This window comes from Streptomyces sp. NPDC001606 (assembly GCF_053596835.1).
Genome location: NZ_JBSFHC010000006.1, coordinates 53090 through 78745, shown reverse-complemented (window position 1 = coordinate 78745; position 25656 = coordinate 53090). Strand labels below are relative to the sequence as shown.

29 protein-coding genes are annotated in these 25656 nt (G+C 75.6%); 22 read left to right on the top strand and 7 right to left on the bottom strand.

The features are described 5' to 3' along the window. Nucleotides 1-130 precede the first annotated feature (130 nt). The gene (locus tag ACWCV9_RS13715) at nucleotides 131-379 is read left to right on the top strand and encodes a hypothetical protein (RefSeq protein ID WP_450786385.1); all 249 of its coding nucleotides are present in this window, start codon (nucleotides 131-133) and stop codon (nucleotides 377-379) included. 128 nt (nucleotides 380-507) lie between these two features. On the opposite strand, the gene ACWCV9_RS13710 is transcribed toward ACWCV9_RS13715, so the two are convergent. Then, nucleotides 508-1095, bottom strand: a complete 588-nt coding sequence (locus tag ACWCV9_RS13710) for a rhodanese-like domain-containing protein (protein ID WP_450786383.1) — start codon at nucleotides 1093-1095, stop codon at nucleotides 508-510. Between the two features lie 95 nt (nucleotides 1096-1190). Here ACWCV9_RS13710 and ACWCV9_RS13705 point away from each other — a divergent pair, with 95 nt between their 5' ends. Continuing rightward, nucleotides 1191-1478, top strand: coding sequence for a metal-sensitive transcriptional regulator (locus ACWCV9_RS13705; RefSeq protein ID WP_450786381.1), 288 nt, complete (start codon nucleotides 1191-1193; stop codon nucleotides 1476-1478). Between the two features lie 15 nt (nucleotides 1479-1493). Here ACWCV9_RS13705 and ACWCV9_RS13700 read toward each other — a convergent pair whose 3' ends face one another. Genes ACWCV9_RS13700 through ACWCV9_RS13690 form a run of 3 tightly spaced genes read right to left on the bottom strand, consistent with a single transcriptional unit; the run spans nucleotide 1494 to nucleotide 3972 of the window. Beyond that, entirely contained in the window at nucleotides 1494-2240 is a 747-nt protein-coding gene (locus ACWCV9_RS13700; RefSeq protein ID WP_450786379.1) for a sulfite exporter TauE/SafE family protein, read from the bottom strand. Continuing rightward, nucleotides 2237-2566: a rhodanese-like domain-containing protein gene (locus ACWCV9_RS13695; RefSeq protein ID WP_450786378.1), complete on the bottom strand. Its 330-nt coding sequence runs from the start codon at nucleotides 2564-2566 to the stop codon at nucleotides 2237-2239. The genes ACWCV9_RS13700 and ACWCV9_RS13695 overlap by 4 nt, the downstream gene beginning before the upstream one ends. 41 nt (nucleotides 2567-2607) lie before the next feature. Then, nucleotides 2608-3972, bottom strand: a complete 1365-nt coding sequence (locus ACWCV9_RS13690; RefSeq protein WP_450786376.1) for an MBL fold metallo-hydrolase — start codon at nucleotides 3970-3972, stop codon at nucleotides 2608-2610. 163 nt (nucleotides 3973-4135) lie between these two features. On the opposite strand from ACWCV9_RS13690, the gene ACWCV9_RS13685 reads away from it, so the two are divergent. The 3 genes from ACWCV9_RS13685 (at nucleotide 4136) to ACWCV9_RS13675 (ending at nucleotide 5602) form a co-directional block, all read left to right on the top strand. Continuing rightward, nucleotides 4136-4540, top strand: a complete 405-nt coding sequence (locus ACWCV9_RS13685) for a DUF302 domain-containing protein (protein ID WP_450786375.1) — start codon at nucleotides 4136-4138, stop codon at nucleotides 4538-4540. 82 nt (nucleotides 4541-4622) lie between these two features. Further along, the gene (locus ACWCV9_RS13680) at nucleotides 4623-5153 is read left to right on the top strand and encodes a MarR family winged helix-turn-helix transcriptional regulator (RefSeq protein WP_450786373.1); all 531 of its coding nucleotides are present in this window, start codon (nucleotides 4623-4625) and stop codon (nucleotides 5151-5153) included. 110 nt (nucleotides 5154-5263) lie between these two features. After that, nucleotides 5264-5602, top strand: coding sequence for a DUF3040 domain-containing protein (locus tag ACWCV9_RS13675; protein ID WP_450786372.1), 339 nt, complete (start codon nucleotides 5264-5266; stop codon nucleotides 5600-5602). An 84-nt stretch (nucleotides 5603-5686) separates the two neighbouring features. On the opposite strand, the gene ACWCV9_RS13670 is transcribed toward ACWCV9_RS13675, so the two are convergent. Together ACWCV9_RS13670 and ACWCV9_RS13665 are read right to left on the bottom strand one after the other, a co-directional pair. Further along, nucleotides 5687-6250, bottom strand: coding sequence for a hemerythrin domain-containing protein (locus ACWCV9_RS13670; RefSeq protein ID WP_450786370.1), 564 nt, complete (start codon nucleotides 6248-6250; stop codon nucleotides 5687-5689). Between the two features lie 110 nt (nucleotides 6251-6360). Further along, the gene (locus ACWCV9_RS13665) at nucleotides 6361-7164 is read right to left on the bottom strand and encodes a polysaccharide pyruvyl transferase family protein (protein WP_450786369.1); all 804 of its coding nucleotides are present in this window, start codon (nucleotides 7162-7164) and stop codon (nucleotides 6361-6363) included. Nucleotides 7165-7471: 307 nt separating this feature from the next. Here ACWCV9_RS13665 and ACWCV9_RS13660 point away from each other — a divergent pair, with 307 nt between their 5' ends. From ACWCV9_RS13660 to ACWCV9_RS13590, 15 genes are all read left to right on the top strand, one after another. After that, complete coding sequence (locus ACWCV9_RS13660; protein ID WP_450786367.1) at nucleotides 7472-8473, top strand: NAD-dependent epimerase/dehydratase family protein; 1002 nt, start codon at nucleotides 7472-7474, stop codon at nucleotides 8471-8473. A gap of 31 nt (nucleotides 8474-8504) precedes the next feature. Then, nucleotides 8505-10139 carry a carbamoyltransferase family protein gene (locus ACWCV9_RS13655; RefSeq protein WP_450786366.1) on the top strand — a complete coding sequence of 545 codons (1635 nt, stop codon included), beginning with the start codon at nucleotides 8505-8507 and terminating at the stop codon, nucleotides 10137-10139. Further along, nucleotides 10136-11137, top strand: coding sequence for a glycosyltransferase family 2 protein (locus tag ACWCV9_RS13650; protein ID WP_450786364.1), 1002 nt, complete (start codon nucleotides 10136-10138; stop codon nucleotides 11135-11137). The genes ACWCV9_RS13655 and ACWCV9_RS13650 overlap by 4 nt, the downstream gene beginning before the upstream one ends. Continuing rightward, nucleotides 11134-12048 carry an HAD-IIIA family hydrolase gene (locus ACWCV9_RS13645; RefSeq protein WP_450786362.1) on the top strand — a complete coding sequence of 305 codons (915 nt, stop codon included), beginning with the start codon at nucleotides 11134-11136 and terminating at the stop codon, nucleotides 12046-12048. Before ACWCV9_RS13650 ends, ACWCV9_RS13645 begins: the two co-directional genes overlap by 4 nt. Then, entirely contained in the window at nucleotides 12045-13055 is a 1011-nt protein-coding gene (locus ACWCV9_RS13640; protein WP_450786360.1) for a glycosyltransferase family 9 protein, read from the top strand. Before ACWCV9_RS13645 ends, ACWCV9_RS13640 begins: the two co-directional genes overlap by 4 nt. Next, nucleotides 13052-14014 (top strand): glycosyltransferase, encoded by a 963-nt coding sequence (locus ACWCV9_RS13635; RefSeq protein WP_450786358.1) that lies wholly within the window; start codon nucleotides 13052-13054, stop codon nucleotides 14012-14014. The genes ACWCV9_RS13640 and ACWCV9_RS13635 overlap by 4 nt, the downstream gene beginning before the upstream one ends. Then, on the top strand, nucleotides 14011-15243 hold the full coding sequence (locus ACWCV9_RS13630; RefSeq protein ID WP_450786356.1) for a glycosyltransferase: 1233 nt from the start codon (nucleotides 14011-14013) through the stop codon (nucleotides 15241-15243). The genes ACWCV9_RS13635 and ACWCV9_RS13630 overlap by 4 nt, the downstream gene beginning before the upstream one ends. Then, the gene (locus ACWCV9_RS13625; RefSeq protein ID WP_450786354.1) at nucleotides 15240-15983 is read left to right on the top strand and encodes a D-sedoheptulose-7-phosphate isomerase; all 744 of its coding nucleotides are present in this window, start codon (nucleotides 15240-15242) and stop codon (nucleotides 15981-15983) included. Before ACWCV9_RS13630 ends, ACWCV9_RS13625 begins: the two co-directional genes overlap by 4 nt. Further along, entirely contained in the window at nucleotides 15980-17398 is a 1419-nt protein-coding gene (locus ACWCV9_RS13620) for a PfkB family carbohydrate kinase (protein ID WP_450786352.1), read from the top strand. Before ACWCV9_RS13625 ends, ACWCV9_RS13620 begins: the two co-directional genes overlap by 4 nt. A gap of 186 nt (nucleotides 17399-17584) precedes the next feature. Next, on the top strand, nucleotides 17585-18568 hold the full coding sequence (locus ACWCV9_RS13615) for a glycosyltransferase family 9 protein (protein ID WP_450786351.1): 984 nt from the start codon (nucleotides 17585-17587) through the stop codon (nucleotides 18566-18568). Next, nucleotides 18558-19610 (top strand): glycosyltransferase family 2 protein, encoded by a 1053-nt coding sequence (locus ACWCV9_RS13610; RefSeq protein WP_450786349.1) that lies wholly within the window; start codon nucleotides 18558-18560, stop codon nucleotides 19608-19610. The genes ACWCV9_RS13615 and ACWCV9_RS13610 overlap by 11 nt, the downstream gene beginning before the upstream one ends. Then, nucleotides 19607-20515, top strand: coding sequence for a glycosyltransferase family 2 protein (locus ACWCV9_RS13605; protein WP_450786347.1), 909 nt, complete (start codon nucleotides 19607-19609; stop codon nucleotides 20513-20515). Before ACWCV9_RS13610 ends, ACWCV9_RS13605 begins: the two co-directional genes overlap by 4 nt. Nucleotides 20516-20642: 127 nt before the next feature. Next, nucleotides 20643-21113, top strand: coding sequence for an STAS domain-containing protein (locus tag ACWCV9_RS13600; RefSeq protein WP_450786345.1), 471 nt, complete (start codon nucleotides 20643-20645; stop codon nucleotides 21111-21113). Between the two features lie 84 nt (nucleotides 21114-21197). Then, nucleotides 21198-22727: an ANTAR domain-containing protein gene (locus ACWCV9_RS13595; RefSeq protein WP_450786343.1), complete on the top strand. Its 1530-nt coding sequence runs from the start codon at nucleotides 21198-21200 to the stop codon at nucleotides 22725-22727. 59 nt (nucleotides 22728-22786) lie between these two features. Further along, nucleotides 22787-23242: an RpiB/LacA/LacB family sugar-phosphate isomerase gene (locus tag ACWCV9_RS13590; protein ID WP_450786341.1), complete on the top strand. Its 456-nt coding sequence runs from the start codon at nucleotides 22787-22789 to the stop codon at nucleotides 23240-23242. A gap of 56 nt (nucleotides 23243-23298) precedes the next feature. On the opposite strand, the gene ACWCV9_RS13585 is transcribed toward ACWCV9_RS13590, so the two are convergent. After that, the gene (locus ACWCV9_RS13585) at nucleotides 23299-23664 is read right to left on the bottom strand and encodes a DUF6479 family protein (RefSeq protein WP_450786340.1); all 366 of its coding nucleotides are present in this window, start codon (nucleotides 23662-23664) and stop codon (nucleotides 23299-23301) included. Between the two features lie 108 nt (nucleotides 23665-23772). Between ACWCV9_RS13585 and ACWCV9_RS13580 the strand changes: the two genes are divergently transcribed. Together ACWCV9_RS13580 and ACWCV9_RS13575 are read left to right on the top strand one after the other, a co-directional pair. Next, nucleotides 23773-24147, top strand: coding sequence for a ferredoxin (locus ACWCV9_RS13580; protein WP_450786338.1), 375 nt, complete (start codon nucleotides 23773-23775; stop codon nucleotides 24145-24147). A gap of 87 nt (nucleotides 24148-24234) precedes the next feature. Then, nucleotides 24235-25413 carry an acyl-CoA dehydrogenase family protein gene (locus ACWCV9_RS13575; protein ID WP_450786336.1) on the top strand — a complete coding sequence of 393 codons (1179 nt, stop codon included), beginning with the start codon at nucleotides 24235-24237 and terminating at the stop codon, nucleotides 25411-25413. The last annotated feature ends 243 nt before the right edge of the window (nucleotides 25414-25656 follow it).

The following is a 25656-nucleotide window of genomic DNA, read 5'->3' as shown; positions in this document are numbered from 1 at the left end:
CGGGTCCCGCCGGGCGGGAACAATTCCGGCGCGCCGGGCGCTGCTCCGAGTACCCGGCTGTACCCACAGGGGTATCGGGGCCGTCCTGCCCGGCGGTCGCCGGGACGACCGGTGGAGGAGCGTGGAACCCATGGAAACGGCGCACACGGACCGGCCGCACCCGGCCGAGGAACACCTCGTGACCACGTGCGGGCGGAGGATCGCCGTACGACGTCTCCAGCTCGGCCTGCCGGACCGGGCCGTCGGCCGGATCACCCTGGACGTGGGCGAGGACTGCGGCGGCGAACCCGGGGTGTGGGCGGCGCTCACCCCCGACGAGGCGCGCGACCTGGCCCGGCTGCTCCTCGGGGTGGCGGAAGCCGCCGACGACCACCGCTGACGCGAAGGGGGGCAGCGCCGGTCGGCCCCCGCTCTGTCAGCCGCCTCGCACCGCACGGCCACAACCCTCTCGAACGGCACCGGCGGTCGCCGTCGAACCGGCGGTGCCCTGAGCGCGCACGGCGGTTCTCAGCGGGCGCGCAGCGCGGCGAGTGCCGCGTCCAGGTCGGCCGCGTGGGGGCGGTTGTGGGGGAGCTTGCCGAGCAGGACCGCCATGCCGCAGGTGTCGGTGAGGGCGGAGAAGACGAGGCCGCCCGCGACACCGGCCGAGAGCAGCGCGAGGGCGGGATGCACGAGCAGGGCGAGGAGCAGCCCCAGCAGCACCAGCGTGCCCGCGGTGAAGCGGACCTGCCGTTCCATGCTCCAGCCGGCCCGGGTGGCGCAGGCCGCGGGCCGGTGCAGATCGTGCCCCTCGGCGGCCCACGCGCTGGTGCCCCCGGTGAGGGTGGCGGCCGGCACGCCCTGCTCGGCCAGGATGCGGCAGGCGCTATCGGACCGGGCGCCGGACGCGCACACCACGAGGACCTCGCCGCGCCGGGCCGCCTGCCGGATCTCCGGCAGCGCGCGGCGGAGGCGGTCCAGGGGGATGTTGAGGGCGCCGGGCAGATGGCCGGAGCCGTACTCGCGGGGTGTGCGTACGTCGATGACGGTCAGCTCGTGCAGTCGCTCGCGGGCCTGGTCGGTGGTGAGGGAGTCGGGGGTGAGGGGAGGTGTCATGACAGCGGTGATCCTTGTGGGGGCCGGAGGTTGTCGTCGTCGTCCCGATTCGGGACGTACAGTACCCCTAGGGGTATTGCCGTGGAGGAGTGGTCGTGGAACTGGAGCTTGAGGGTGCGTCGTTGAAGGCGGTGCTGAACCGGCTGCGCCGGGCGCAGGGCCAGATCTCCGGGGTGATCCGGATGATCGAGGAGGGCCGCGACTGCGAGGAAGTCGTCACCCAGCTGGCCGCGGCCTCGCGGGCGCTCGACCGGGCCGGTTTCGCGATCATCGCCACCGGGCTCCAGCAGTGCGTGGCGGATATCGAGTCCGGCCGCAGGACGGGGGAGGACTCGGAGCAGATGCGGTCCCGGCTGGAGAAGCTCTTCCTGTCGCTGGCGTGAGGCCGGCGGGGGGCATCAGGCCACCGCGTCGACCAGCATGAACCCGGCCACGGCCAGCAGCACCAGAGCGAACACCCGTTGCAGCGCGGCTCCGGGCAGCTTCGCCGACAGCCGCTTGCCGTCCCACGCGCCCAGCACCGCCGCCCCGGCGAACGGGCCGATGAGGGACCAGTCGAGGCCGCTCGCCGTACCGGCGCGCAGGGCCAGCGCGGCGAGCGAGTTGACGCTGATGACCAGCAGGCTGGTGCCCACCGCCGCCCGCATGCGCAGGCCGACCACGTTGACCAGCGCGGGGACGGCGAGAAAGCCGCCGCCGACACCGAGGACGCCGGTGACCGTGCCCAGCCCGGCACCTGCGGCCGCCGCCCGCCCCGGCCGTACCGGCGCGGGGGCTTCGGGCGCCGGGCGGCGCCGGAGCATGGGGAGCGCGGCGGCGACCGCGACCCCGGCGAAGGCCACGGTCAGCGCGGTGGCCGGCAGCCGCCCGGCGAGCGCCCCGCCGAGCATCGCCGGCCCGATCCCGGCCGCCGCGAAGAACAGCCCCGTACGCCACTGGACCCGGCCGTCGCGGGCGTGCGCGAACAGCGCGGTGCCCGACGTGACGCTGACGATGACCAGGCTGGCGGTGGTGGCCGCGACCGGGGTGAAGCCGAGCAGATAGATCAGGGCGGGGACGGCCAGGACGCTGCCGCCGCCCCCGAGCGCGCCGAGCGCGAGACCGATGACGGCCCCCGCCACCAGCGCCAGCACCACCGCGCTCACGCGACGGTCCCTGCTCTGTCATCCCCGTCCGCCGTCGGCAGTCCCGCCGCGGCCCGGTCCGGCATACCGCCGACTCCGTCGACGGCTTCGACGCCTCTCGCGTGCAGCAGTCCGGCGGCCCGCCGGGACCGGTCGCCCGAGCGGCATATCAGCGCCACGGGCGGCAGCCGGACGGCGCCCGGGGAGTGCCCGGCCTGCCGCTCGTGGGGTTCGCGGACGTCGGGCAGTACGGCCGTGCCGTCGGCCCCGGCGGCATGCCCGGCACCGGCGGCCACCTCCTGCACGGTCGCGCGCCCGGGGCCGCCGCGGCCTCGGAAGATGTTCATCTCTCTCACTCCTGTTCGCTCCGGGTGCTCCGCGTGCCCGGTCACGGGGTCCGCACGGCGAGCCCGGCCCGCTCGGCCGCGTCGAAGGAGTCGTCCACCGCGACGACGTCCCGGCCGGCCGCGTCGAGCAGGGAGGCGGCGACGGCGGCGCGCATGCCGCCCGCGCAGTGCACCCACGCCTGCCCCTCGGGGACGTCGCCGAGGCGCCGGCGCAGCGCGTGCACCGGGATGTGCACCGAACCCTCGATGAAGCCGTTCGCCCGCTCGGAGTCCCTGCGGACGTCCAGGACGACGACGCCGGGCCCGGAGTGCCGCGCGAGGTCGGCGAAGCGGGCCCGGGGAAAGGACGCGAGGGACTCGCCCTCGCGCACCCAGCGCGCCGGTTCCCCGGTGGCCGCGGCGGCCGGACGCTCGATGCCGACGCGCACCAGCTCGCGCTGGGCGGCGGCGAGTTGCCCGGGTGAGTCGGCGAGCAGGGTCACCGGCCTGCCCCACGGGATCAGCCAGGCCAGGTAGGTGGCGAGCTGTCCGGCGGCCTCGAAGTTGAAGGAGCCCGCGACATGGCCCGCGGCGAAGGCGACGCGGTCGCGCAGGTCGACCACCCACTCGCCGGCGGCCAGCCGGGCGGCGATCTCCTCGGCGTCGGCGACGGCGGGCGGGGTGAGATCGACGGGCGCGGGCCCGGCGGCGTTGGCCGGGCTCATGTGGGCGTAGTAGGCGGGGATGTCGTCCAGCCCGGCCAGCAGTTCGGCGACGAAGGTGTCCAGGTCCCGGGTCAGGGCCGCGTTGGACGCCTTCTCCTTGCCGATGGTGGTGGCCTCGCCCTCCGCCCGCCCCGAGGAGCAGAAGCTGCCGAAGCCGTGTGTGGGCAGCACCGCGGTGTCGTCGGGCAGTTCGGCGGCCAGCCGGTGCGCGGAGGCGTGCTGGGCGCGGGCGAGGTGCCGGGTCAGCCGGGGTTCGACCAGGTCGGGCCGGCCGACCGCGCCGATCAGCAGCGAGCCGCCGGTGAACGCCGCGACGGCCGTGCCGTTCTCCTCGAGGACGTAGGAGGTGTGGTGCGGGGTGTGGCCGGGGGTGGCCAGCGCGCGCAGGGTCAGCGCGGCGGCCGCGTCGATCTCCGTGCGGTCGCCGTCGTGCACCGGGGTCCGCTCGTACGACACCTCGGCCGCGGCCGGCACCAGGTAGGCGGCGCCGGTGAGGCGGGCCAGCTCCAGGCCGCCGGTGACGTAGTCGTTGTGCAGGTGTGTCTCGACCACGTGGGATATCCGCACCCCGCGCCGCGCCGCCGCCGCGATCACCTGGTCGATGTCCCGTGGCGGGTCGACCGCCACGGCGGTGTGCGCACCGCCGGCCAGATAGCTGCGGTTGCCGAGCCCGGCGATCTCGATGGTGTCGATGAAGAACACGGGAGTGCTCCCTTCCGGTGAATCCGGTGAAAATTACCCCCGGGGGTATCTGTTTCGACAGTAGCATGAGTACCCCGGGGGGTATTTTGAGTCCCGTGTCGGGTACCCATCGACACCGCGGACCGGTACGGCACAGCTCCGCACCGCACAGAAAGGCCAGGTCATGCGCTACGACCGCAGCGTCCACCTCGACACCGACTTCGCCACCGCCGTCGCCCGGGTCCGGGAGGCCCTGGCCGCGCAGGGGTTCGGCATCCTCACCGAGATCGACGTCACCGCGACGCTCAAGGCCAAGCTCGACCAGGACATGGAGGACTACGTCATCCTCGGCGCCTGCAACCCGCAGCTCGCCCACCGCGCTCTGGACGCGGACCGCACCGTCGGCCTGCTGCTGCCCTGCAACGTGGTCGTCCGTACCGACGGCGACGGCACCGCCGTACAGGCCCTGGACCCGGACACGATGGTCGGCCTGACCGGACTGGACGCACTCCGGCCGGTCGCCGAGGAGGCCACCCGCCGCCTCGACGCCGCCCTGGCCGCACTCACCGCGGCCGACGCGGGGCACTGAGCCGCCCCGTACGCCCGACGCGGGGCGTCCGAGCCGCGGACAGCCGGGTCGGCCGGGCCGGCCACACGGCTAGGCTTGCGGCATGTCCGCGCAGCCCAGTACCGACGTCTCCTCGCCTTCTCCCGGCGGCGGTTCGTCGCCCGGCACCGGGGGCGGGGAGCCGCAGGCCCGTCTTCTCACCGAGGCGGTGACCCGGCTGCGGCGCGCGCTGCGCTCCTCGATCCGCACCGACTACCCATGGGAGACCCTGCCCATGGCGCAGGTCGAGCTGTTGCAGGTGCTCGGCGAGCACTCGCCCGCGCGGATCAGCGATCTGGCCTCCCGGCGGCGCCTGGCCGTGAGCACGGTCAGCGGGCTGATCGGCCAGATGATCACCGCCGGGCTGGTCGCCCGGGACGTCGACTCCGCCGACCGCCGGGCCTCCGTCGTGACCCTCACCCACGCGGGGCGGGAGAAGCTCGACGCCTGGACCACCGCCCACGAACGCCGGATCGACGCCGCGCTCGCCGCCCTCGACGACACCGCCCGAGCGGCCATCGCCGACGCGCTGCCCGCCCTCTTCCAACTCGCCGAACACCTCGGCGAACCGGGCGAGGGCACGCCGCCGGCCTGAACAGCCACCGCGTCCGCCATCGCCCGGCACGCCGCTTCGGCCGGTGCCCGGTGGGGAACTCGGCGTCCGGAACGGGCGGAACGCCGACCGGTGGAGGAGGTGCCGTCGCCGTGGACGACTGGGAGATGTGGGAGATGCGCGACGAGGTACCGCTGTCGTCGCGCGAGCGGCTGACGCTGGTGCTGATCGAGGCGGAACTGAGCCGGGACCGCGGGTTCGCCCGCCGGATGGGCGCGGCACCGCGCGAGGTCTGGCTGCCGCTGGCGGTGGCGCTGCTGGCGGTCGCCTCGCTGTTCGTCGCCGTCATGGGCGTCCGCACCTCGGACACCGGGCTCCTGTGGTGCTTCGCGGTGCTGTGGCCGCTGACCCTCTGCCAGGCGTTCCGGCTGCTGTGCCGGGCGGCCCGGCCCCGGCCGGGCTCCACCGACCGCGCGACCCCCTGGATGTGACCCCACGCCGTCGTGCACCCCGGCGCCCGCCCGCTTTTCCAGCAGGCGGGCGCCGGGGTGTGTCGACGCTCGGGACGGGTGCGTTCAGCTCTCCTTGCCCCGGCCGCTCAGCGCGTCCCGCATCCGGTCGACCAGGCCCGCCCCCGGTGCCAGCAGCTTGTTGGCCGGCGGGGTGTCGGGCGCCGACGGGTGCGGACGGGTCGGCGCGGTCTTCTTCGCCCGGCGCACCTTGTCGCCCAGGTCCATCAGCGCGTCGGGCGGACAGGCGGACTCCAGCCTCGGGAAGAGGTTCTGCTCCTCGTCCTGCACATGCGACCGGATCTCGCGCATCAGCTGCATCATCAGCGTGTCGAACCGCGGGTCGTCCGCCTGGCAGCCCTCCAGATCCTTCATGATCTGTTCGGCCTGCGCGTGGTCCTCCAGCTCCTTGTCGGCCAGCGCGTCCCCGCCCGGCACATGCTCGCGCACCGCGGGGTACAGATAGGCCTCCTCCGCGACCGAGTGCCGCACCAGCTCGATCGTGGCCTGGTCGGCGAGGTTCTTGCGTTCCGGGGAGCCGGGCGGCAGCGCCTCGATACGGCCGAAGATCTCCTCGACCTCACGGTGGTCGGTGGTCAGCTCATTGATGACGTTTCCGCCGTGACCCATGTCATTACCTCCTGCGAGATCTGCGGGGCATCGCGGCGGGCCGTGAACGGCCCGCCGTCGCCGCGCCGAGTGCCCCGCGTACGGCCCGCTACACGGCCCTCCCGCGCCGGTCAGCGCATCGAGTGGCGGGCCGCGGCCGTCCGGCCGCACTCCGACAGCGCCCACCCCCACCAGTGGTCCAGCACCTCCTCGTCCAGCGCCCCCGCCTCCACCAGCGCCGGCCAGCCCAGCGTCCGCGCCTGCGCGCCGACCTTCGCGCCGCCCGCCACCGGGTCCACGGCGATCACCGGAGTGCCGGTGCGCAGCGCCAGCACCAGGCCGTGCAGCCGCGTGGTGACCACCACGTCGAAGCGGGAGACGAGGGCGAGGAACTGCTCGGCCGTACCGCACAGTCGCCAGTCGTCCGCGGCCAGCCGGGTGTCGGCCGCGACCCGGGCGCAGTCCTTGCCGGCCAGCCAGCCCGTGATCCGCGCGTTCACGTCCTCGTGCCGGCGGGGGCCGCCGTACTCGCCCTGCCCGGACGAGAGCACCACGCCGGCCACCGGCGGCGGCGGACCCACCGGGGCTCCGGCGGCGAGGTCGGGCCGGGCCGGGGCCGACGTGCCGTCCCGGGCCAGGATCTCGTGGAAACCGGCGACCGCGGGATCCGCCGGATCGACGACCGAGACCCCGGCCGCCAGTCGCCGACAGGTCCTGAATCTGTCATGGAGCGCGGCCACCTGCGGCCCGTGCACCGGACCGCACACGAAGAGCAGCACGTCGTACGCCCCCGGTCGCGCCGTCTGGGCGAGCACGTCACCGGCCGTCGCCTCACCGTCCCGGAAGCTGAACCAGCCGGTCAGCAGCAGCCGTTGCGGTGTCCGGCCGGGCGCGCGCAGTCTGCGCAGCACCGCCGCCGCGGTGTCGTCGTGCATGACCCTCTCCACCGTGCTATGAGATCTCCGGAGTCGCGCCAGTACCCGGCATTGCGGACAATAAGAATCAAACGTGTGAAACCAACTGGCAGGGGAACACAGCTGCCAGTGCCGTCCAGCCAGCGGCGGCCGACCCGGGCGGTCCTCGAGAATCCGTGGGACCGGCCCCGGTTCTTTCCCTCCCGAGCGGGCCGACGACATCGGGCCCCGCGGACGCGGCACGCGCCGAACGCCCATGACAGAGGCGCTGACCAGGCGCGGAACCACGCGGTCCCCGCGGGCGACGCGGACGTAAGGAACAGCTCCCATGACTGGTGACACACCGTTCTCCTGGCGGCGCGCCCTGGTGACCGGCGGCGCCGGCTTCCTCGGCTCGCATCTGTGCGAGCGGCTGCTGGATTCAGGCGTCGAAGTCGACTGCGCCGACAACCTGGCCTGCGGGCGCCGCGAGAACATCGCCCACCTCCAGGACCGGCCGGGCTTCCGGTACGTCCACTGCGACGTCTCCGAGACCGGCTGCGCCGACCTGCTCACCGGGCCGTACGACCTCGTACTCCACTTCGCCTGTCCGGCCTCGCCCGCCGACTATCTGCGGCTGCCCCTGGAGACCCTGGACGTGGGCAGCCTCGGCACCCGCAACGCCCTGGCGATCGCCGCCCGCGACGGCGCCCGCTTCCTGCTCGCCTCCACCTCCGAGGTGTACGGCGACCCGCTGGTGCACCCGCAGCACGAGGGCTACTGGGGCAACGTGAACCCGATCGGGCCGCGCAGCGTCTACGACGAGTCCAAACGCTTCGCCGAGGCCCTGGTCACCGCCCACGCCGGCACCCGAGGCACCGACGCCGGGATCGTGCGGCTGTTCAACACCTACGGGCCGCGCATGCGCGCCCACGACGGGCGCGCGGTGCCCACCTTCATCTGCCAGGCCCTGGCCGGCGAACCCCTCACGGTCACCGGCGACGGCAGCCAGACCCGCTCGCTGTGCTACGTCGACGACACCGTCGACGGCATCCTGCGGGTGGCCGAGAGCAGGTCCGTGCGGCCCGTGAACATCGGCGGCAGCGACGAGATCACCATGGCCGAGCTGGCCCGGCGCGTCGTCGCCCTCACCGGCTCCCGCTCCCCGATCGCGTTCGTCGACCGGCCCGTCGACGACCCCGGCCGGCGCCGCCCCGACACCGCCCTCGCGCGCGAGCTGCTCGGCTGGTCGCCGCAGGTGCCCTGGGAGGAGGGCTTGAAGCAGACCATCGCCTACTTCGCCGCCCAGCAGCCGCCGGCGCCCGACGGACAGCCGGTGCCGCGGTCCTGACCCCGCCCCCTCGCCGCCCAGGAGACAGCGCATGCACGTCCTCGGTATCAATGCCCTCTTCCACGACCCGGCCGCCGCCCTGATCACCGACGGCACGGTCGTGGCGGCGGCGGAGGAAGAGCGGTTCTCGCGCCGCAAACACGGCAAGCGGCCCGTTCCCTTCTCCGCCTGGGAGCTGCCCGAGCAGTCGGCCCGCTGGTGCCTGGAGCAGGCCGGCCTCACCCCGTCCGACCTGGACGCCGTCGCCTACTCCTACGACCCCGCGCTCGCCCGCCCCGCCGAGGACATGGGCCTGCACGACCCCTGGGACCACCTGCGCCAGACCTACGCCCGGGAGGCCCCGAACTTCCTCGCCGAGGCCCTGCCCGGACTCGACCCCGCCAAGGTCCGCTTCGTCCCGCACCACGTGGCGCACGCCGCCTCCGCCGGGCCCGTCTCGCCGTACCCGGACTGCGCCGTCCTGGTCCTGGACGGCCGCGGCGAGTGCGGCTCCCACCTGGCCGGCCGCTACGCCGGCCGCGAGCTGACCGTGCTCGCCACCCAGCAACTCCCGGACTCCCTCGGCCTGTTCTACGAGGACCTCACCCACCACCTCGGCTTCCTGCGCAGCAGCGACGAGTTCAAGGTGATGGCGCTCGCCTCCTACGGCACCCCGCGCTTCGCCGGCCGGCTGCGCGCGTACGTCGAGGCCGGCGAGGACGGCGGCTTCCGGGCCCGGCCGGTGCCCTGGGCCGACCTCGTCCCGCCGCGCCCGCCGGGCGGCACCTGGAGCCAGGACCACGCCGACCTCGCGGCCAGCGCCCAACTCTGCCTGGAGGAGGCCATGCTGGCCCTCGCCCGCTGGCTGCGCGCCCGCACCGGCGAGGACGCCCTCGTCATGGCCGGCGGGGTCGCCCTCAACTGCGTCGCCAACACCCGGCTGTGGCGGGAGAGCGGCTTCCGGCACATCTGGGTCCAGCCCGCCGCCGGAGACGCCGGTACGGCCCTCGGCGCGGCCGCGCACATCGCCGGCCAGAAGGACACCCTGGAGCCGATGCCCACCGCGGCGCTCGGCCGGGGCTGGAGCGACGACGAACTGCGCGCCTGGCTGGAGCGGGCGGCCGTACCGTACGAGGAGCCCGCCGACATCGCCGAGACGGCCGCCGAGGCACTCGCCGCCGACGGGATCGTCGCCTGGTTCCAGGGGCGCAGCGAGTACGGGCCGCGCGCACTCGGGCACCGCTCGCTGCTCGCCCACCCCGGGCACGCGGTGAACCTGGAGCGGCTCAACGCGGTCAAGGGACGCGAGGAGTTCCGGCCCGTCGCGCCCATGGTGCTCGCCGAACGCGCGGCCGAGATCTTCGACGGGCCGCTGCCCAGCCCGCACATGCTGTTCGTGCACGAGGTGGCCGCCGACTGGAAGGACCGCATCCCGGCGGTCGTGCACGTCGACGGCACCGCCCGCATCCAGACCGTCGACCGGGCCCAGGAGCCGCTGGTGGCCCGGATGATCGACGGCTTCGAACGGCGCACCGGGCTGCCGGTGGTGGTCAACACCAGCCTCAACACCGCCGGCCGGCCCATGGTGGACGACCCCCGGGACGCCCTGGAGTGCTTCGGCTCCGCACCGGTCGACCTGCTGGTCCTCGGCCCGTTCGCGGTCCGGCGCGGAAAGGCCTTCGCATGACCGACGCGCCCGCCTACACCGTCGTCGTCCCGACGATCGGCCGCCCCTGCCTCGCCGAGTGCCTGCGCGCCCTCGCCGAGGGCACCACCGCACACGCCCCGCACGAGGTGGTCGTCGTCGACGACCGGCCCGCGCCCGACGGCGACCTGCCACTGGAGCATGCCGGGCAGCTGCTCGACCGGGTCCGCACCCTGCGCACCGGCGGCCGCGGACCGGCCGCCGCCCGCAACGCCGGCTGGCGGACCGTGCGCACCCCCTGGACCGTCTTCCTCGACGACGACGTCCAGGTGCTGCCCGACTGGTCCGGGCTGCTCGCCGCGGACCTGCGGGCGGCCGGCGAGGACGTCGGCGGCATCCAGGGGCAGCTGCGTGTCCCCCTGCCCCTGGACCGCCGGCCCACCGACTGGGAACGCACCACCAAGGGCCTGGAGAACGCCGCCTGGGCCACCGCCGACATGGCCTACCGGACCCGGGCGCTCACCCGCGTCGGCGGCTTCGACGAACGCTTCCCGCGCGCCTTCCGGGAGGACGCCGATCTCGCCCTGCGCGTCCAGCGGGCCGGCTGGGAGCTGGTCCGCGGCACCCGGGTCACCCGGCACCCGGTCCGCCCCGCCCACTGGTGGGCCTCGCTGCCCGCGCAACGCGGCAACGCCGACGACGCGCTGATGAACCGCCTGCACGGCCGCGACTGGTGGGCCCGCGCCCAGGCACCCCGCGGCCGGCTGCCCCGCCATGTCATGGTCACCGGCGCCGCGCTCGCCGCCGCCGGCTGCGCCCTGGCCGGCCGCCGCCGCACCGCCACCGCCTGCGCGGCCCTGTGGACGCTGGGCACCGCCGAGTTCGCCCTCGCCCGCATCCTGCCCGGCCCCCGCACCGCCCGCGAGATCGCCGGCATGCTCGGCACCAGCGTGCTGATCCCGCCGCTCGCCGTACGGCACTGGCTGCGCGGAGCGGTCCGCCACCGCAACGCCGGCCCCCTGGGAGGTGCGGCCGAGTGAGTACCGTCCACGCCGTACCGCTCGGCGCCGTCCTGTTCGACCGTGACGGCACCCTGGTGGCGGACGTGCCGTACAACGGCGATCCCGGCCGGGTCCGGCTGGTGCCCGGCGCGGCCGAGGCCGTCGCGCTGGCGCGGTCGGCCGGGCTGGCCACCGGGGTGGTCAGCAACCAGTCCGGCATCGGCCGCGGCCTGCTCAGCACGGCGCAGGTGCACCGGGTCAACGCGCGCGCCGACGCGCTGCTCGGCGGCCTGGACACCTGGCTTTTCTGCCCGCACGCCCCGGACGCCGGCTGCGACTGCCGCAAGCCCCGGCCCGGGCTGATCCTCGCGGCCGCCACCCGGCTCGGCGTCCCGCCCGCGGCCTGCCTGGTGATCGGCGACATCGCCGCCGACGTCCTGGCGGCCCGGGCGGCGGGCGCCCGCGCCGTCCTCGTCCCGAACGCGGCCACCGCCCCCGAGGAGACGACCCGCTTCGCCGCCGTCACCGCCCCGGACATCCACACCGCGGTACGCGACGCCCTCCGGGCACATGGGCACCTGACACCGGACCAGTGCTCCACGGGGGGCGGGGGCCCGGCGACGGCGATGCCTGAGCCGCCCGCCGGCGGCCCGGGGGCTGGAATTACTGCGGCGCCCGATGGTCGCCCGGCCCCGGGCCGGTGTTCCTCGCGGGACGAAGGCCCGGGAGCTGCCCTGTCCGCCGCGCCCGAGGCTTGCCCGACGCCGGGCTGGCGCCCCTCGCGGGAGGGCCGTCCGGTGGCCGCCACGCCCGCCGTATCCGACAGCCCTCCGGCACCGGGCGGGTCCCCCTCCCGGGACGAGTCTCCGGGAGTTGCCCAGCCCGGCGTGCCCGAGACGGGCCCGGCGGCAACGCACGCACCCCTGATACCCGGGAGGTGGTCGGCGTGAGGTCTCTCGTCGTCCGGCTCGACAGCTTCGGGGACGTTCTACTGGCCGGGCCCGCCGTGCGTGCCGTCGCCGCGCACTCCGCGCATGTCACCCTGCTCTGCGGCCCGCGCGGTGCGGACGCCGCCCGGCTGCTGCCCGGGGTCGACGACGTCCTGGTGTGGGAGGCCCCCTGGGAGGGCTTCGACCCGCCCCCGGTGATCCCGGCCGACATCGACGCCCTGGTCGGCCGGCTGCGCGCCGCCGCCTACGACGCCGCCCTGATCCTGACCTCCTTCCACCAGAGCCCGCTGCCCACCGCGCTGCTGCTGCGGCTCGCCGGGATCGACCGGATCGGCGCCGACAGCGTCGACCACGCCGGACGGCTGCTGGACATCCGCCACCGGCGGATCCCAGGCCGCCACGAGGCCGAGGCGGCCCGGGACACGGCCGCCGCCATGGGGTTCCTGCCGCCGCCCGGCGACGACGGCCGGCTGCGCGTCCTGCCGCCCCCGGACACCGGCAGCCTGACCGGCAACGGCCCGTACCTCGTGCTGCACCCGGGCGCCAGCGCCCCGGCCCGGGCCTGGAGTCCGCGGCGCTGCGCCGAGGCGGTCGCCCTGCTCACCGACGCAGGCCACCGCGTGGTGGTCACCGGCGGCCCCCACGAGACCGTGCTCACCCGGTGCGTGAGCGGCGACCTGGCCGTGGACCTCGGCGGCCGGACCACCCCCCGCACCCTCGCCGGCGTGCTCCGCATGGCCGACGTGGTGATCAGCGCCAACACCGGCCCCGCCCATCTCGCCGCCGCCGTCGGCACCCCGGTCGTCTCCCTGTTCGCGCCGGTCGTCCCGGCCGACCGCTGGGCGCCGTACGGCGTCCCCGTGATCCTGCTCGGCGACCAGTCGGCGCCGTGCGCGGACACCCGGGCGCTGACCTGCCCGGTGCCCGGCCACCCCTGTCTGGACGAGGTCACCGGACAGGACGTGGTGCGCGCGGTGCACAAGCTCATCCAGGAGCGCCGCTCATGAACATCCTCGTCTGGCACGTGCACGGATCCTGGCTCACCGCCTTCGTGCAGGGCCCGCACACCTACCTGGTCCCGGTCACCGAGGACCGCGGACCCGACGGGCTGGGCCGGGCCGTCACCTGGGACTGGCCGAGCACCGTGCAGGAGCGGACCCCGCGGGAGCTGCGGGACACCCCCATCGACCTGATGGTCCTCCAGCGCCCGCACGAACTGGACCTCGCCCTGCGCTGGACCGGCCGCCGCCCCGGCGTGGACGTGCCCGCCGTGTACGTCGAGCACAACAGCCCCGACGAGAGCGCCGAGCGGCAACTCCACCCGCTGGCCGGGCAGTCCCGCATCCCCCTCGTCCATGTCACCCACTTCAACCGGCTGATGTGGGACAACGGCCGGGCACCCACCGAGGTCGTGGAGCACGGCATCATCGACCCCGGCCACCGCTGGACCGGCACCGAGCGGCGCGCCGCCGTCGTCGTCAACGACCCGGTGCGCAGGGGCCGTACGACGGGAACCGACCTGCTGCCCCGGTTCGCCCGGTCCGCACCCCTGGACGTCTTCGGGATGCGCACCGAAGGGCTCGCCGAGCACCTCGGGCTGCCCCCCGAGCGCTGCCGCACCCGCGACCTGCCCCAGCACGAACTCCACCGCGAGCTGGCCCGCTGCCGCCTCTACCTGCACCCCGTGCGCTGGACCTCGCTCGGCCTGTCCCTGCTGGAGGCCATGTTCCTCGGCATGCCCGTGGTCGCACTCGACACCACCGAGGTGCGGGAGGCGGTACCCGAGGGAGCCGGGGTCGTCTCGAACCGCCTCGACGTACTGGAGGACGCCGTACGGACCTTCCTCGCCGACCCCGAGCACGCCCGCCGCACCGGCGCGGCCGCCCGGGCCGCGGCCCAGGCCCGCTACGGAGAGCGGCGCTTCCTGGACGACTGGGAACGCCTGATCAAGGAGGTCACCCGATGAGCCGCATTCCGCACACGGCCGGGCGCGTCGCCATGGTCTCCGAGCACGCCAGCCCGCTGGCCGCGCTCGGCGGACCGGACGCGGGCGGCCAGAACGTGTACGTGGCACAGACCGCCCGGCAACTCGCCAGAAAGGGATACCGGGTCACGGTGTACACCCGGCGGGACGCGGCGGGCCTGCCGGACCGGGTGACCCTCATCGACGGAGTGCAGGTGGTGCATGTGCCCGCCGGACCGCCCGCACCCCTGCCCAAGGACGAACTCCTGCCCCACATGGCCGAGTTCGGGGCCTTCCTGGCCCGGCAGTGGGCGGCGAACCCGCCCGACGTGGTGCACTCCCACTTCTGGATGTCCGGCCTCGCCGCCCTCACCGGCACCCGCGGCCTCGGCATCCCCGTCGTCCAGACCTACCACGCGCTCGGCACCGTGAAGAAGCGCTACCAGGGCGCCGCCGACACCAGCCCCGCCGAACGCCTCGCCATCGAGGAGGCCATCGGCCACGAGTGCGCCCGGATCATCGCCACGTGCAGCGACGAGGTGGCCGAGCTGAAGGCCATGGGCCTGCCGGAGGACCGGATCAGCGTCGTACCGTGCGGTGTCGACCCGGACCAGTTCGCGCCCGCCGGCCGCACCCGCCCGCCCGGCGCCCGCCGCCGGCTGCTGGCCGTCGGCCGGCTCGTGCCCCGCAAGGGCTTCGACCGCGCCATCCGCGCCCTGGCCGGCGTCCCGGACGCCGAACTGCTCATCGCCGGCGGGCCCGAGGCGGACCTGCTCGGCTCCGACCCCGAGGCGGCGCGCCTGTACGGCATCGCCGGCGAGTACGGCGTCCTCGACCGCGTCACCCTGCTCGGCGGGGTCGGCCGGGCCCGGATGCCCCGGCTGATGGCCGGCGCCGACCTGGTGCTGTCCCTGCCGCTGTACGAGCCGTTCGGCATCGTCCCGCTGGAGGCCATGGCCTGCGCCACACCGGTCGTGGCCACCGCGGTCGGCGGCCAGCTCGACACGGTCGTGGACGGCACCACCGGCGTCCTGGTCCCGGCCGACGACGACTACGACCTCGGCGCGGTCGTCCGCAGCCTCCTCGCCGACCCCGAACGGCTCGCCCGCTATGGAGCCGCCGGCCGGCAACGGGTGCTGACGCACTACACCTGGGACCGGGTCGCCGAAGGGGTCGCCGGGGTCTACAGCGAGGTGTCCCCGGTCCGCTCCCTGTCGGGGGTGGTCCGATGAAGGCCGCGGCCCACCTGCGCACCGACCGGCGCGCCGAGCCCTGCGCCGCCCAGGACAGCACGCACTGCGACGACCTCGCCAAGGCACTGGAGGCGTTCCGCGAACACGGCCCGCGCATCGAACGCTGGGGCGCCGAACTCGCCCGCCGCCTGGGCTCCGGGGCCCGGCTGCTGGTCGCCGGCAACGGCGGCAGCGCCGCACAGGCACAGCATCTGACCGCCGAACTCGTCGGCCGCTACCGCGAGGACCGGCCGCCGTTCTCCGCGGTCGCCCTGCACGCCGACACCTCCTCCACCACCGCGATCGCCAACGACTACGGCGTCCAGGAGGTGTTCGCCCGGCAGACCGCCGCCCACGGCCGCCCCGGGGACGTGCTCCTGCTGCTGTCGACCAGTGGCGCGAGCGCCAACCTGCTGGCCGCCGCCGAGCGCGCCCACCGGCTCGGTCTGACCGTGTGGGCGCTGACCGGACGGGCCCCCAACCCGTTGCAGCTCGGCGCGGACGACACGGTGTGCGTGGACGCCCCGGTCGCCGCCACCGTGCAGGAACTGCACCTGGTCGCCGTGCACATGCTCTGCGAGTCCTTCGACCGGGCGGTCGAGCGCGGCACGGCCGGCCCGGGGGAGGCGAACGGCACCGATGGCAAACCCGGTGTCGTCGGGCGGCTCGTCGGCCGGGCCCGGACCGTCGGCCGGTCCGTGGACGGCACCCCGGTGGCCTCCAGGAAGGGACACGCATGAACGCCTCGCACACCCGTCTGGTCGTGGTCGGCGACGCCCTCCTCGACCACGACCTGTGCGGCCGGGCCGAGCGGCTGGCCCCGGACGCGCCCGTGCCGGTCGTACACGGCACCCGGCGCAGCTCGCGGCCCGGCGGCGCGGCCCTCGCCGCCTGCCTCGCGGCCGCCGACGGCCGGCCGGTCACCCTCGTCACCGCCCTCGGCGACGACCCGGCCAGCACCACCCTGCGCGAACTCCTCGCCGACCGGGTCGAACTGGTGGAGGTGCCGCTGGACGGCGCGCTCAGCAGCAAGACCCGCGTGCTGGCCGGGGACCGGCCGCTGCTGCGCCTCGACGACGGCGACGGACGCGCCCGGGCGGCCACCGACGCGGCCGTGGCCGCCGTGACCGGAGCGGACGGCGTCCTGGTCGCCGACTACGGCCGGGGCACCGCCGACGTCCTGCGGGACGCCCTGGCGCACACGCCCGCCCCGATCGTCTGGGACCCCCATGTCCGCGGCCGGCCGCCGGTGCCCGGCGTCCGCCTCGCCACCCCCTCCACGCAGGAGGCCCGCGCCTTCGCCCGGCACCTGGACGAGGGCGAGGGGCCCGGCGAGGAGGCCGGGCTGCGCACCGCCGCACGCGACGCCCGCACCCTCGTACAGGCCTGGCAGGCGCAGGCCGTCGCCGTCACCCTCGGCGAGCGCGGTGCGCTCCTCTCGTACGGCGAGACGCCGCTGCTGGTGCCGACGCCGGCCGCCGCCTCCGGCGATCCCTGCGGCGCGGGCGACCGGTTCGCCTCGGCCGCCGCGGGCCTGCTCGCCGACGGCGCGCTCACCGAGGACGCCGTCCAGACCGGCGTACACGCGGCCACCCGTTACGTCGCCGAGGGCGGCGCCCGCGCGATCGCCGCGCACCAGGAATCCGAGCCGCCGGCGGAGGCCGCCGTCGACGGCGACACCACCGCCGACGCCCTCCGCACCGCCGCCCGGGTGCGCGCCGCGGGCGGCACCGTCGTCGCCGCGGGCGGCTGCTTCGACCTGCTGCACGCCGGACACGTCGCCCTGCTCCAGGCCGCCCGGCGGGCCGGTGACTGCCTGATCGTCTGCGTCAACTCCGACGCGTCGGTACGCCGCCGCAAGGGCGCCGGCCGCCCGCTCGTCCCGGTCGCCGACCGGGTCCGGGTGCTGCGCGCCCTGGAGTGCGTGGACGCGGTCGCCGTCTTCGCCGAGGACACCCCCGAACGCATCCTCGGCGACCTGCGCCCGCACATCTGGGCCAAGGGCGGCGACTACGCCCGCACCATGCTGCCCGAACAGCCCCTGGTGGAGAGCTGGGGCGGCCAGGTCCTGCTGCTGCCCTACCTCGACGGCCGCTCCACCACCACCCTCGCCCACCGAGCCGCCCGCACCCCCACCCCGGCGGCAAACCCATGACCCCGGTCCGCGCCACCCCGGTGGCAAGGCCCTGCCCGGCTCGCGTACCCGTCCCGGAGGTGAGGCCGTGCCTCGGCTCGTACCCCCGTTCAGCCGCGAGGCCGTGACCCGGGGCCGCGCTCCCGTCCTGGCGGTCAGGACACCCCTGCTCGCGCCCCGCCGAACCCCACCCGGAGGATCCACTCGGTGACCCCCACCTCGCACCCCCCGACCGTCCTGGTGCTGCGCGCGCTGGGGCTCGGTGATCTGCTGGCCGGTGTGCCCGCGCTGCGCGGGATACGGCGGGCCTTTCCCGATCACCGGGTCGTGCTCGCGCAGCCGCCGGGACTCGGCGCGCTCGCCCTGACCACCGGCGCGCTCGACACCGTGTTCCCGGCCGAGGCACCGGGCCGGGCGGTGCCCTCCCTCGCCCACTGGCCGGGACCGCCTCCCGACCTGGCGATCGACCTGCACGGCAACGGCCCCGAGAGCCGGGACGCGCTGGCCGCCCTGCACCCCGCCCGGCTGCTCGCCCACGCCTGCCCGGACGGCCCGCCCTGGCGCGCCCAGCTGCACGAACGCGACCGCTGGTGCGCCTTCCTGGACGCCTACGGCATCCCGGCCGACCCCCTGGACCTCCGCCTGCCCCCGCCCCGCACGCCGTCCCCGGCGCCGGGCGCGGTGGTGGTGCACCCCGGGGCGGCGTCGGGTGCGCGCCGCTGGCCGGGGGAGCGGTTCGCCGCGGTCGTACGGTGCCTGCGTGCCGCCGGACACCGGGTCGTGCTCACCGGCGGCCCGGGCGAGGAGCCCCTGGTCCGTTCCATCGCCGAGCGCAGCGGGCAGCACACGGCCGACGTGCTCACCGGCGGACTGCCCCTCGCCGAGCTGTCCGCGCTGGTGGCCGAGGCGTCCCTGGTGCTCAGCGGCGACACCGGCCTCGCCCATCTGGCGGTCGCGTACGGCACCCGCTCGGTCACCCTGTTCGGGCCGGTGTCGCCCCGGCTGTGGGGCCCGCCGCCGAGCCCCGACCACGTGGCCCTGTGGCAGCCCGGCCCGCCCGGCGACCCGCACGGCCGCACCCCCGACGCCCGCCTGCTGCGCATCGGCACCGGCGAGGTGGCCGCCGTATGCCTGACCCTGCTGCGCCAGGCCCGCCCGCACGCCGAACGGGAGACGGCACATGCCCGCTGACCACGCCCACGGCGACGCCCCGCGGCCCGCCGCCGCACCGCCGCCGCCCGCACCGGCCGCGGAGCCGCGCCCGGCCCGGGCGGCGGCCGGCAGGCGGCCGGTCTCCGCCGAGCAGGCGACCCGGCTCCCCGGCCGGTCCGCGGGCGGCGACCAGCGGACCAGCGTCGCGGTGATCACCCGCGACCGCTGCGCCAGCCTGCTGCGCACCCTCGACGCGCTGGCCGCGCTGCCCGAGAAACCGCCCGTCATCGTCGTCGACAACTCCCGGGACGACACCACCCGCAGGGCCGTCGTCGGCCACCCGGCCGTCAGCCGCCTGCTGCGGCCCGCCGCCAACACCGGCGCCGTCGGCCGCAACCTGGCCGTGCGCCACGCCCGCAGCCCCTACGTGGCCTTCAGCGACGACGACTCCTGGTGGGAACCGGGCAGTCTGCGCCGGGCCGCCGACCTGCTCGACAGCCATCCCAGGCTGGGCCTGCTCGCGGCCCGCACCCTGGTCGGCGAAGAGGGCTCAGACGACCCCCTCAACGCCGTCCTCGCCGCCTCCCCGCTGCCCTGCGAAGCCGATCTGCCCGGGCGGCCCGTGCTCGGCTTCCTCGCCTGCGCCAGCGTGGTCCGCCGGGCGGCCTTCCTCGACGCCGGCGGCTTCCACCCGCTGCTGTTCTTCGGCGGCGAGGAGACCCTTCTCGCCTACGACCTGGCCGCCCACGGCTGGGGCGTCAGCTACGAACCCACCCTGTGCGCCCGCCACCACCCCGAGCAGCAGGGCGGCCGCACCGGCCGGCCCTACCTCGTCCAGCGCAACCACGTCCTCACCCGCTGCCTGCGCCGCCCCTGGCCCGTCGCCCTGCGCGCCGGTGCCGACCTGGCGCGGGCCGCCGCGGCCGACCGCCCGGGCGCGCGCCGCGCCCTGCGCGAGACCCTCGCCCGGCTCCCCGCCACCCTCGCCCGCCGCCACACCCTGCCCCCGCACGTCGAAGCCGCCGCCCGCCTCCTGGACCGGCAGGCGGACACACCCGCCGAGGAAGGCGCGCCACCATGACCGGGCACGGCCCCGACGACCGTACGACCGTCGTCCTGATCACCCACAACCGGCGCGACGAACTCCTGCGCACCCTCACCCGGCTGCGCCGGCTCCCCGAACGCCCCCGCGTGATCGTCACCGACAACGCCTCCGGCGACGGCACCGCCGAGGCCGTCGCCCGGGACTTCCCCGAGATGACCCTGCTGCGCCCGGGCCGCAACCTCGGCGCCGTCGGCCGCAACCTCGCCGTCCAGCAGGTCGACACCCCGTACGTCGCGTTCTGCGACGACGACACCTGGTGGGAGCCCGGCAGCCTGCGCCGCGCCGCCGACCTGCTCGACCCCCGGCCCCGGCTCGCCGCCGTCACCGGGCGGATCGTCGTCGAGCCCGGCGGCACCGAGGACCCCGTCGTGCGCGAACTGCGCGAGTCCCCGTTGCCCGGCCCCGGCTGGCTCCCCGGCCCCGCCCTCGGCTCCTTCCTGGCCGCGGCCACCGTGCTGCGCACCGACGCCTTCCGCGCCGGCGGCGGCTTCCACCCCGGCCTCTGGCTCGGCGGCGAGGAGGAACTGCTCGCCTGCGACCTGCTCCGCCAGGGCTGGTGGCTCGCCTACGCCGAGGACCTCACCGTCCACCACCACGCCTCCCGGCTGCGCGACAGCACCGCCCGCCGGGTCCTCGGCATCCGCAACACCCTGTGGTTCACCTGGCTGCGCCGCCCCCTGCCGTCCGCGCTGCGCCGCATCGGGCACCTGATCCGCACCGTCCCCCGGGACACCGCCTCCGCCCGCGCCTTCGCCCGGGCCACCGCCGGACTGCCCTGGGTGCTGCGCCAGCGCGATCCGGTGCCGCCCGAGCTGGAGTGCCGGCTCGCCGTGCTGGAGCGGGCGCGCCGGAACTCACCCGCCCGGCGGTACGTCGGCTGACCGCGTGCCGCCGCCCCGGCTCCGACACGCCCGGACGGTCGTTGCGGCGGGCCCCGGGACAGGGCACAGTGATCCCCCGGTCAGGACGCGGCTGGATGATCCTTCCCCCACCCAGGAAGCGTTGCCCATGGAAGACGGCCGACAGCCCCGTGCCCGCCCGCGCCCCGGCGGCCCCGCCCCCCTGCTTCTGGAAACTGTGCCGGAGCACCGCCCCGAGACCGGCGCGGTCAGTGTCCTGAAGGCCCGGGGCACGGTCGACGCCGCCAACGCCCAGGACTTCGCCCGGGCCCTCGCCGAGCACATCGAGGACGCCGACCGGACCGGCGCCCACCCCCTGCTGAACCTGACCGAGGCGTATCTCGCCTGCCCCGCCGCGGTGCGGGCGCTGGACCGGGCCACCGCGGTACTGGCCTTCTCCGGCCGCGCCCTGGCGGTCGTACAGCCACGGCCGCACGTCCGGGAGGCGCTGCGCGCGGCCGGGCTGCCCGGCGTCCGGGTGCACGCCACGCCGGCGGCCGCCCTGGACGCCCTGGAGGTACGAGGACCGGTGGCACCGGCGGGGCAGGGCGGGGAGCGCGACCCGGCCCGGCGCGGTTGATGGCCGGGCCCCCGCCGGGCAAGGTGGATCACGGTCAGGCAGCGGCCGATCGAGTTCCTTGCGACGTCCTGTCCGGGTGATGCCATGAACCCCGCTTCCGGCCGGCCGGGCACCCCGGCCGCGCTCGTCATCGAGTCCTCCGTCGTGGAGGGACTGCCCGCCGAGGGCGCCCTGCTGCTGCGCATGTCCGGAAACCTGGACGCCGACGCGGCCGAGACCTGGTCGGAGGAGCTGCGCGACCATCTGGAGCGCGCCGACCGCGCCGGACTGCGCCCCGTCCTCGACATGGCGCATGTCCAGCTCGGCGGCGCCGCGGTGCTGCGCGCGCTCAGCGAGACGACCCGAACCCGCTCGGGCCGCCCCGACCTGATCATCGTCCGGGCCCGGCCGGGCGTCCGCGAGGCGGTGCACCTGGCCCGGCTGGACGGCGTCCGGCTGTACGCCACCCTCGACGAGGCGCAGCGCGAGCTGGCTCGCGCCGCCGCCCGGGTGGAGGAGCTGCCCGCCTGGCGGTCGCAGCTCGCGGACCCGCTGCGGCCCTCGTACGAGGATCTGCACAAGGAGGTCCGGGCCCTGCGTGCCCGGGTGCGCACCGCGCCGGTGATCGGCATGGCCCAGGGCACGCTCATGGTCCGCTACGGCCTGCCCGACTCGGGCAGCGCCTTCCGGGCGCTGCGGGAGGCCTCGCAGCGGTTCAACGTGCCGCTGCGGGTCCTCGTCTCCGCCGTGGTGGCGGCCCGGCCCCCGGAGGGCGGGGAGTGGTTCCCGGGCCGTCGCCCGCTGCCCGTGCCCCCGCTGCGGATCCTCGCCCGCGGCGGCCGGGACCCCCGCTACCGGCGGCAGATGGTCGACGCCGTGCTGCACGAGGCGCTGGCCGTCGGACAGGCGCCGGCCGGATACGTGCGGTTCGTCGACCCCGCCGTGCACACGCTGGTGCTGGAGACCCAGTACGGCTGCCCGGACGCCTTCCTCGACCTGCTGGCATGCGGCCGGGACGAGGGTACCGCCGACGGGCTCGCCCGCGCGCGGGGACGCCGGGTGAGCGTGCCCGACGTGGCGGCCGACGCGCTCCTGTCCGAGGAGAGCCGGTGCGCCCTGCTCACCACGGGCACCCACGCCCTCCAGAGCCTCCCGGTGCTGTCCGCCGCGGGTTCCTGCACCGGCGCCATCACCCTGCACTGGCCGGAGGCCGGGCACCGGCCCTCCACCGCCCAGGCCGAGGCCTTCGGCGTGCTGGCCGCCGACACCGCGGCCTGGCTGAGCTGGTACCACCGCACGGTGCTGCTGGACGCACTGGAACACCTCCACCACACCCTGGCCGCCACCGCCCCGGGCGGCTCCCCGGCGGGTGCGTCACCCGCCGCCCCGGGGGAACCCGGAGTCGCGAGGAGCACGCATCACCCGGAGGGAGTCCGGCACATGTCCAATCCGCAGCAGCCCGAACAGCGGCGCAGTGACAAGGGAGGCGCCACCCCGCAGGACAGCGGCGAGCTCAGGGCCCGCCAGCAGGCGGGCAAGGGCACCGGCGCCCACCCGCACGGCACCGACAAGGGGAAGAAGGGCGGGGGAGAGGGCGGCGGAGTGCCTCCGGCACAGCAGCCCGAGCATCCCTGATCCCGGCGCCCGGACCCGACCTGTGCTCCCGCGCCCGCACCCGGCGTACCCTCCCGCGTATGCGCATCTCCGTCTCCTCCGACATGGACGAACCCGTGGCCCGCCTCCTCGTGGCGGAGCTGCGGCGCCGCGGCCACGAGGTACGCGCGCACGGCGCGCTGCGGCCCGGAGCCGACCCGCAGTGGGCGGCCTGCTCGGAGGCGGCCGCCCGGGACGTGGCCCAGGGCGCGGCGGACCAGGCGGTGGTGTGCTGCTGGACCGGCACCGGGGCCTCCATCGCGGCCAACAAGGTGCCCGGCGTCCGCGCGGCCCTGTGCACGGACGCGGTGACGGCGGACGGAGCGCGCCGCTGGAACGACGCCAACGCGCTGGCCCTGAGCCTGCGCCTGACCTCCGAACCGTTGCTCAAGGAGATCCTGGACGCCTGGTTCGCGGCCGAGCCCAGCCAGGACCCCGAGGACCGGCAGAACGTGGCCCGCGTCGACCGCCTGGACACCGCCCGGAAGGATTCCTAGGCGGGTACGGCGGCCGGCGCGGGCCGGGTGTGGGTCGGGAGGGTGTGGGTCCGGGTTCAGTGGGCGCCCAGTCCGCCACCGCCGAACGAGCCGCTGGACCCTCTGCTCCAGCGCGGGCGCTGCTGGTTGGCGCTGGTCTTGGAGTCCATGTTGCTCAGCTCGTACGGGGTGAGCGCGCGACCGCCCTTGGGGACCTTGGGAATCTCGGCGGCCTCCCTGTTCTCCTGCACCTCCCGCACCGGGCCGTCCGGCGGCAGATGGGGCTGGTCCTCGGGCCGCGGCCGAGGGGACTCGCGGTACCTGACCCGGGAGGTCATCCAGAAGCCGCCGGCGAGCAGCGCCAGCACGGCCATGGCCACGAGGAACAGCACAAGGCTCATCAGGCCGCTCGCTGCGGCCAGCTGCGTCGATGCGGTATTCATAGGAGTGGGATACCCAGCCCAGAACGGGATGAACCGGACATAATTATGTGTCCCGTAGTAGGCCTTCCGGTGAGGTTTGCGGGCTGGTGCCCCGGCTACCCGCAGGGGGTGACCCCGACGGCTTCGCAAGCGCAGCTCTACCGGTTCCTCGAGGACCGTTTCACCTGTGCCCAGGCGTGCACGGAGTGCGCCCGGGCCTGCGCCGTGCGCGCCAGTCTGGTCGACCCGGACGGAACCGAGCGCCGGGAGCGGGTGCGCCGGCTCGGCATCATGTGTGCCGAGGTCTGCGACGCCACCTGCCGGGCGCTGTGCGAGGAGAACCGCCAGGACGAGGAGTCGATCCGGGTACGGCTGGAGTGGTGCCGTTCGGTCTGCCTCGAATGCGCCCATGCCTTCGACGGGCAGGCCGGCGCCGAGTCGGCCGCGGCGGCCTGCCGCGCCTGCGCGGCGGCGTGCGCGGACTTCCTGGAGACCCTCAGATGAGCGGTGAGGTGACCGGCCTTCCCAATTTCTGAAACACGTTCTACGGTGTGCGCCGTCAGGACCGCCCTTGGGGAGCCTGGAGGCGCCGTGCACCTCGACCACACGCCCGAGCAGCAGCGGCTGCGCGCGGAACTACGCGCCTACTTCGCGGACCTGGTCCCGGACAACGTCTACGCCCGGTACGCCGACCCGGCCGAGCAGAAGCGGTTCTACCGCGCCACCATCCGCCGGCTCGGCACCGACGGCTGGCTCGGCGTGGGCTGGCCGAAGGGGTACGGCGGGCGCGGCATGACCGCGATGGAACAGTTCATCTTCTTCGACGAGGCCGCGCAGGCCGGCGTACCGCTGCCGCTGATGGCGCTGAACACCGTCGGGCCGACGCTGATGCGGTACGGCACCGAGGAGCAGAAGGCGTACTTCCTGCCCCGCATCCTCTCCGGGGAGATCGACTTCGCGATCGGCTACAGCGAGCCCGGTGCCGGCACCGACCTCGCCTCCCTGCGCACCAGGGCCGTACGGGACGGCGACACCTATGTCGTCAATGGCCAGAAGATCTGGACGACGAACGGCGACACCGCCGACTGGGTCTGGCTGGCCGTGCGCACCGACCCCGAGGCGCCACCGCACCGGGGCATCACCATGCTGCTGGTGCCGACCGCCGACCCCGGCTACTCCTGCACCTTGATCACCACCCTGGCCTCCCACGACACCACCGCCAGCTACTACGAGGACATCCGCGTCCCCGTCTCCCGCCGGGTCGGCGAGGAGAACCAGGGCTGGCGGCTGATCACCAACCAGCTCAACCACGAACGTGTCACCCTCGCCGCCCACGGCACCATGGCCGTCCGCGCCCTGCACGACGTCCAGCGCTGGGCCCTCCGGACCAAGCTCGGCGACGGCCGCCGGGTCGCCGACCTCGCCTGGGTGCGCCGGCTGCTCGCCCGCACCCACACCCGGCTCGAGGCCCTGAAACTCCTCAACTGGCAGATGGTCACGGCCGTCCAGGACGGCACCCTCACCCCGCAGGACGCCTCCGCCGTCAAGGTCTACGGCTCCGAGGCCCGCCGGGACGCCTACGCCTGGCTCATGGAGATCGTCGCCGCGGCCGGCCCGCTGAAGGAGGGCTCGGCGGGCGCGGTCCTCCACGGCGAACTGGAACGCGGCTACCGCTCGGCCGTCATCTTCACCTTCGGTGGCGGCAACAACGAGATCCAGCGCGAGATCATCTCCTGGCTCGGCCTGGGGATGCCCCGGGTACGGCGCTAGCCTGCGCTCAGCAGGAGCCAGGCGCAGACAAAGCCGGACAGGCCTGCCGGTGCCCACGCGGCCTACGCCCGCCGCCGCTACGCCGACGACGTCCTTTCCTTCAGTCCCTGGCACGCCCTGGAGGCCCCCCGCCCACTGGGCTCGATCATGCGCTCCCGCCCAGCTACCGCCCCTGACCAGGTCCCGACCGGCCCCGGATGCGGCCGCGGGTCGGTCGGGACCCGCGTGCCAGAATGGAGAAGA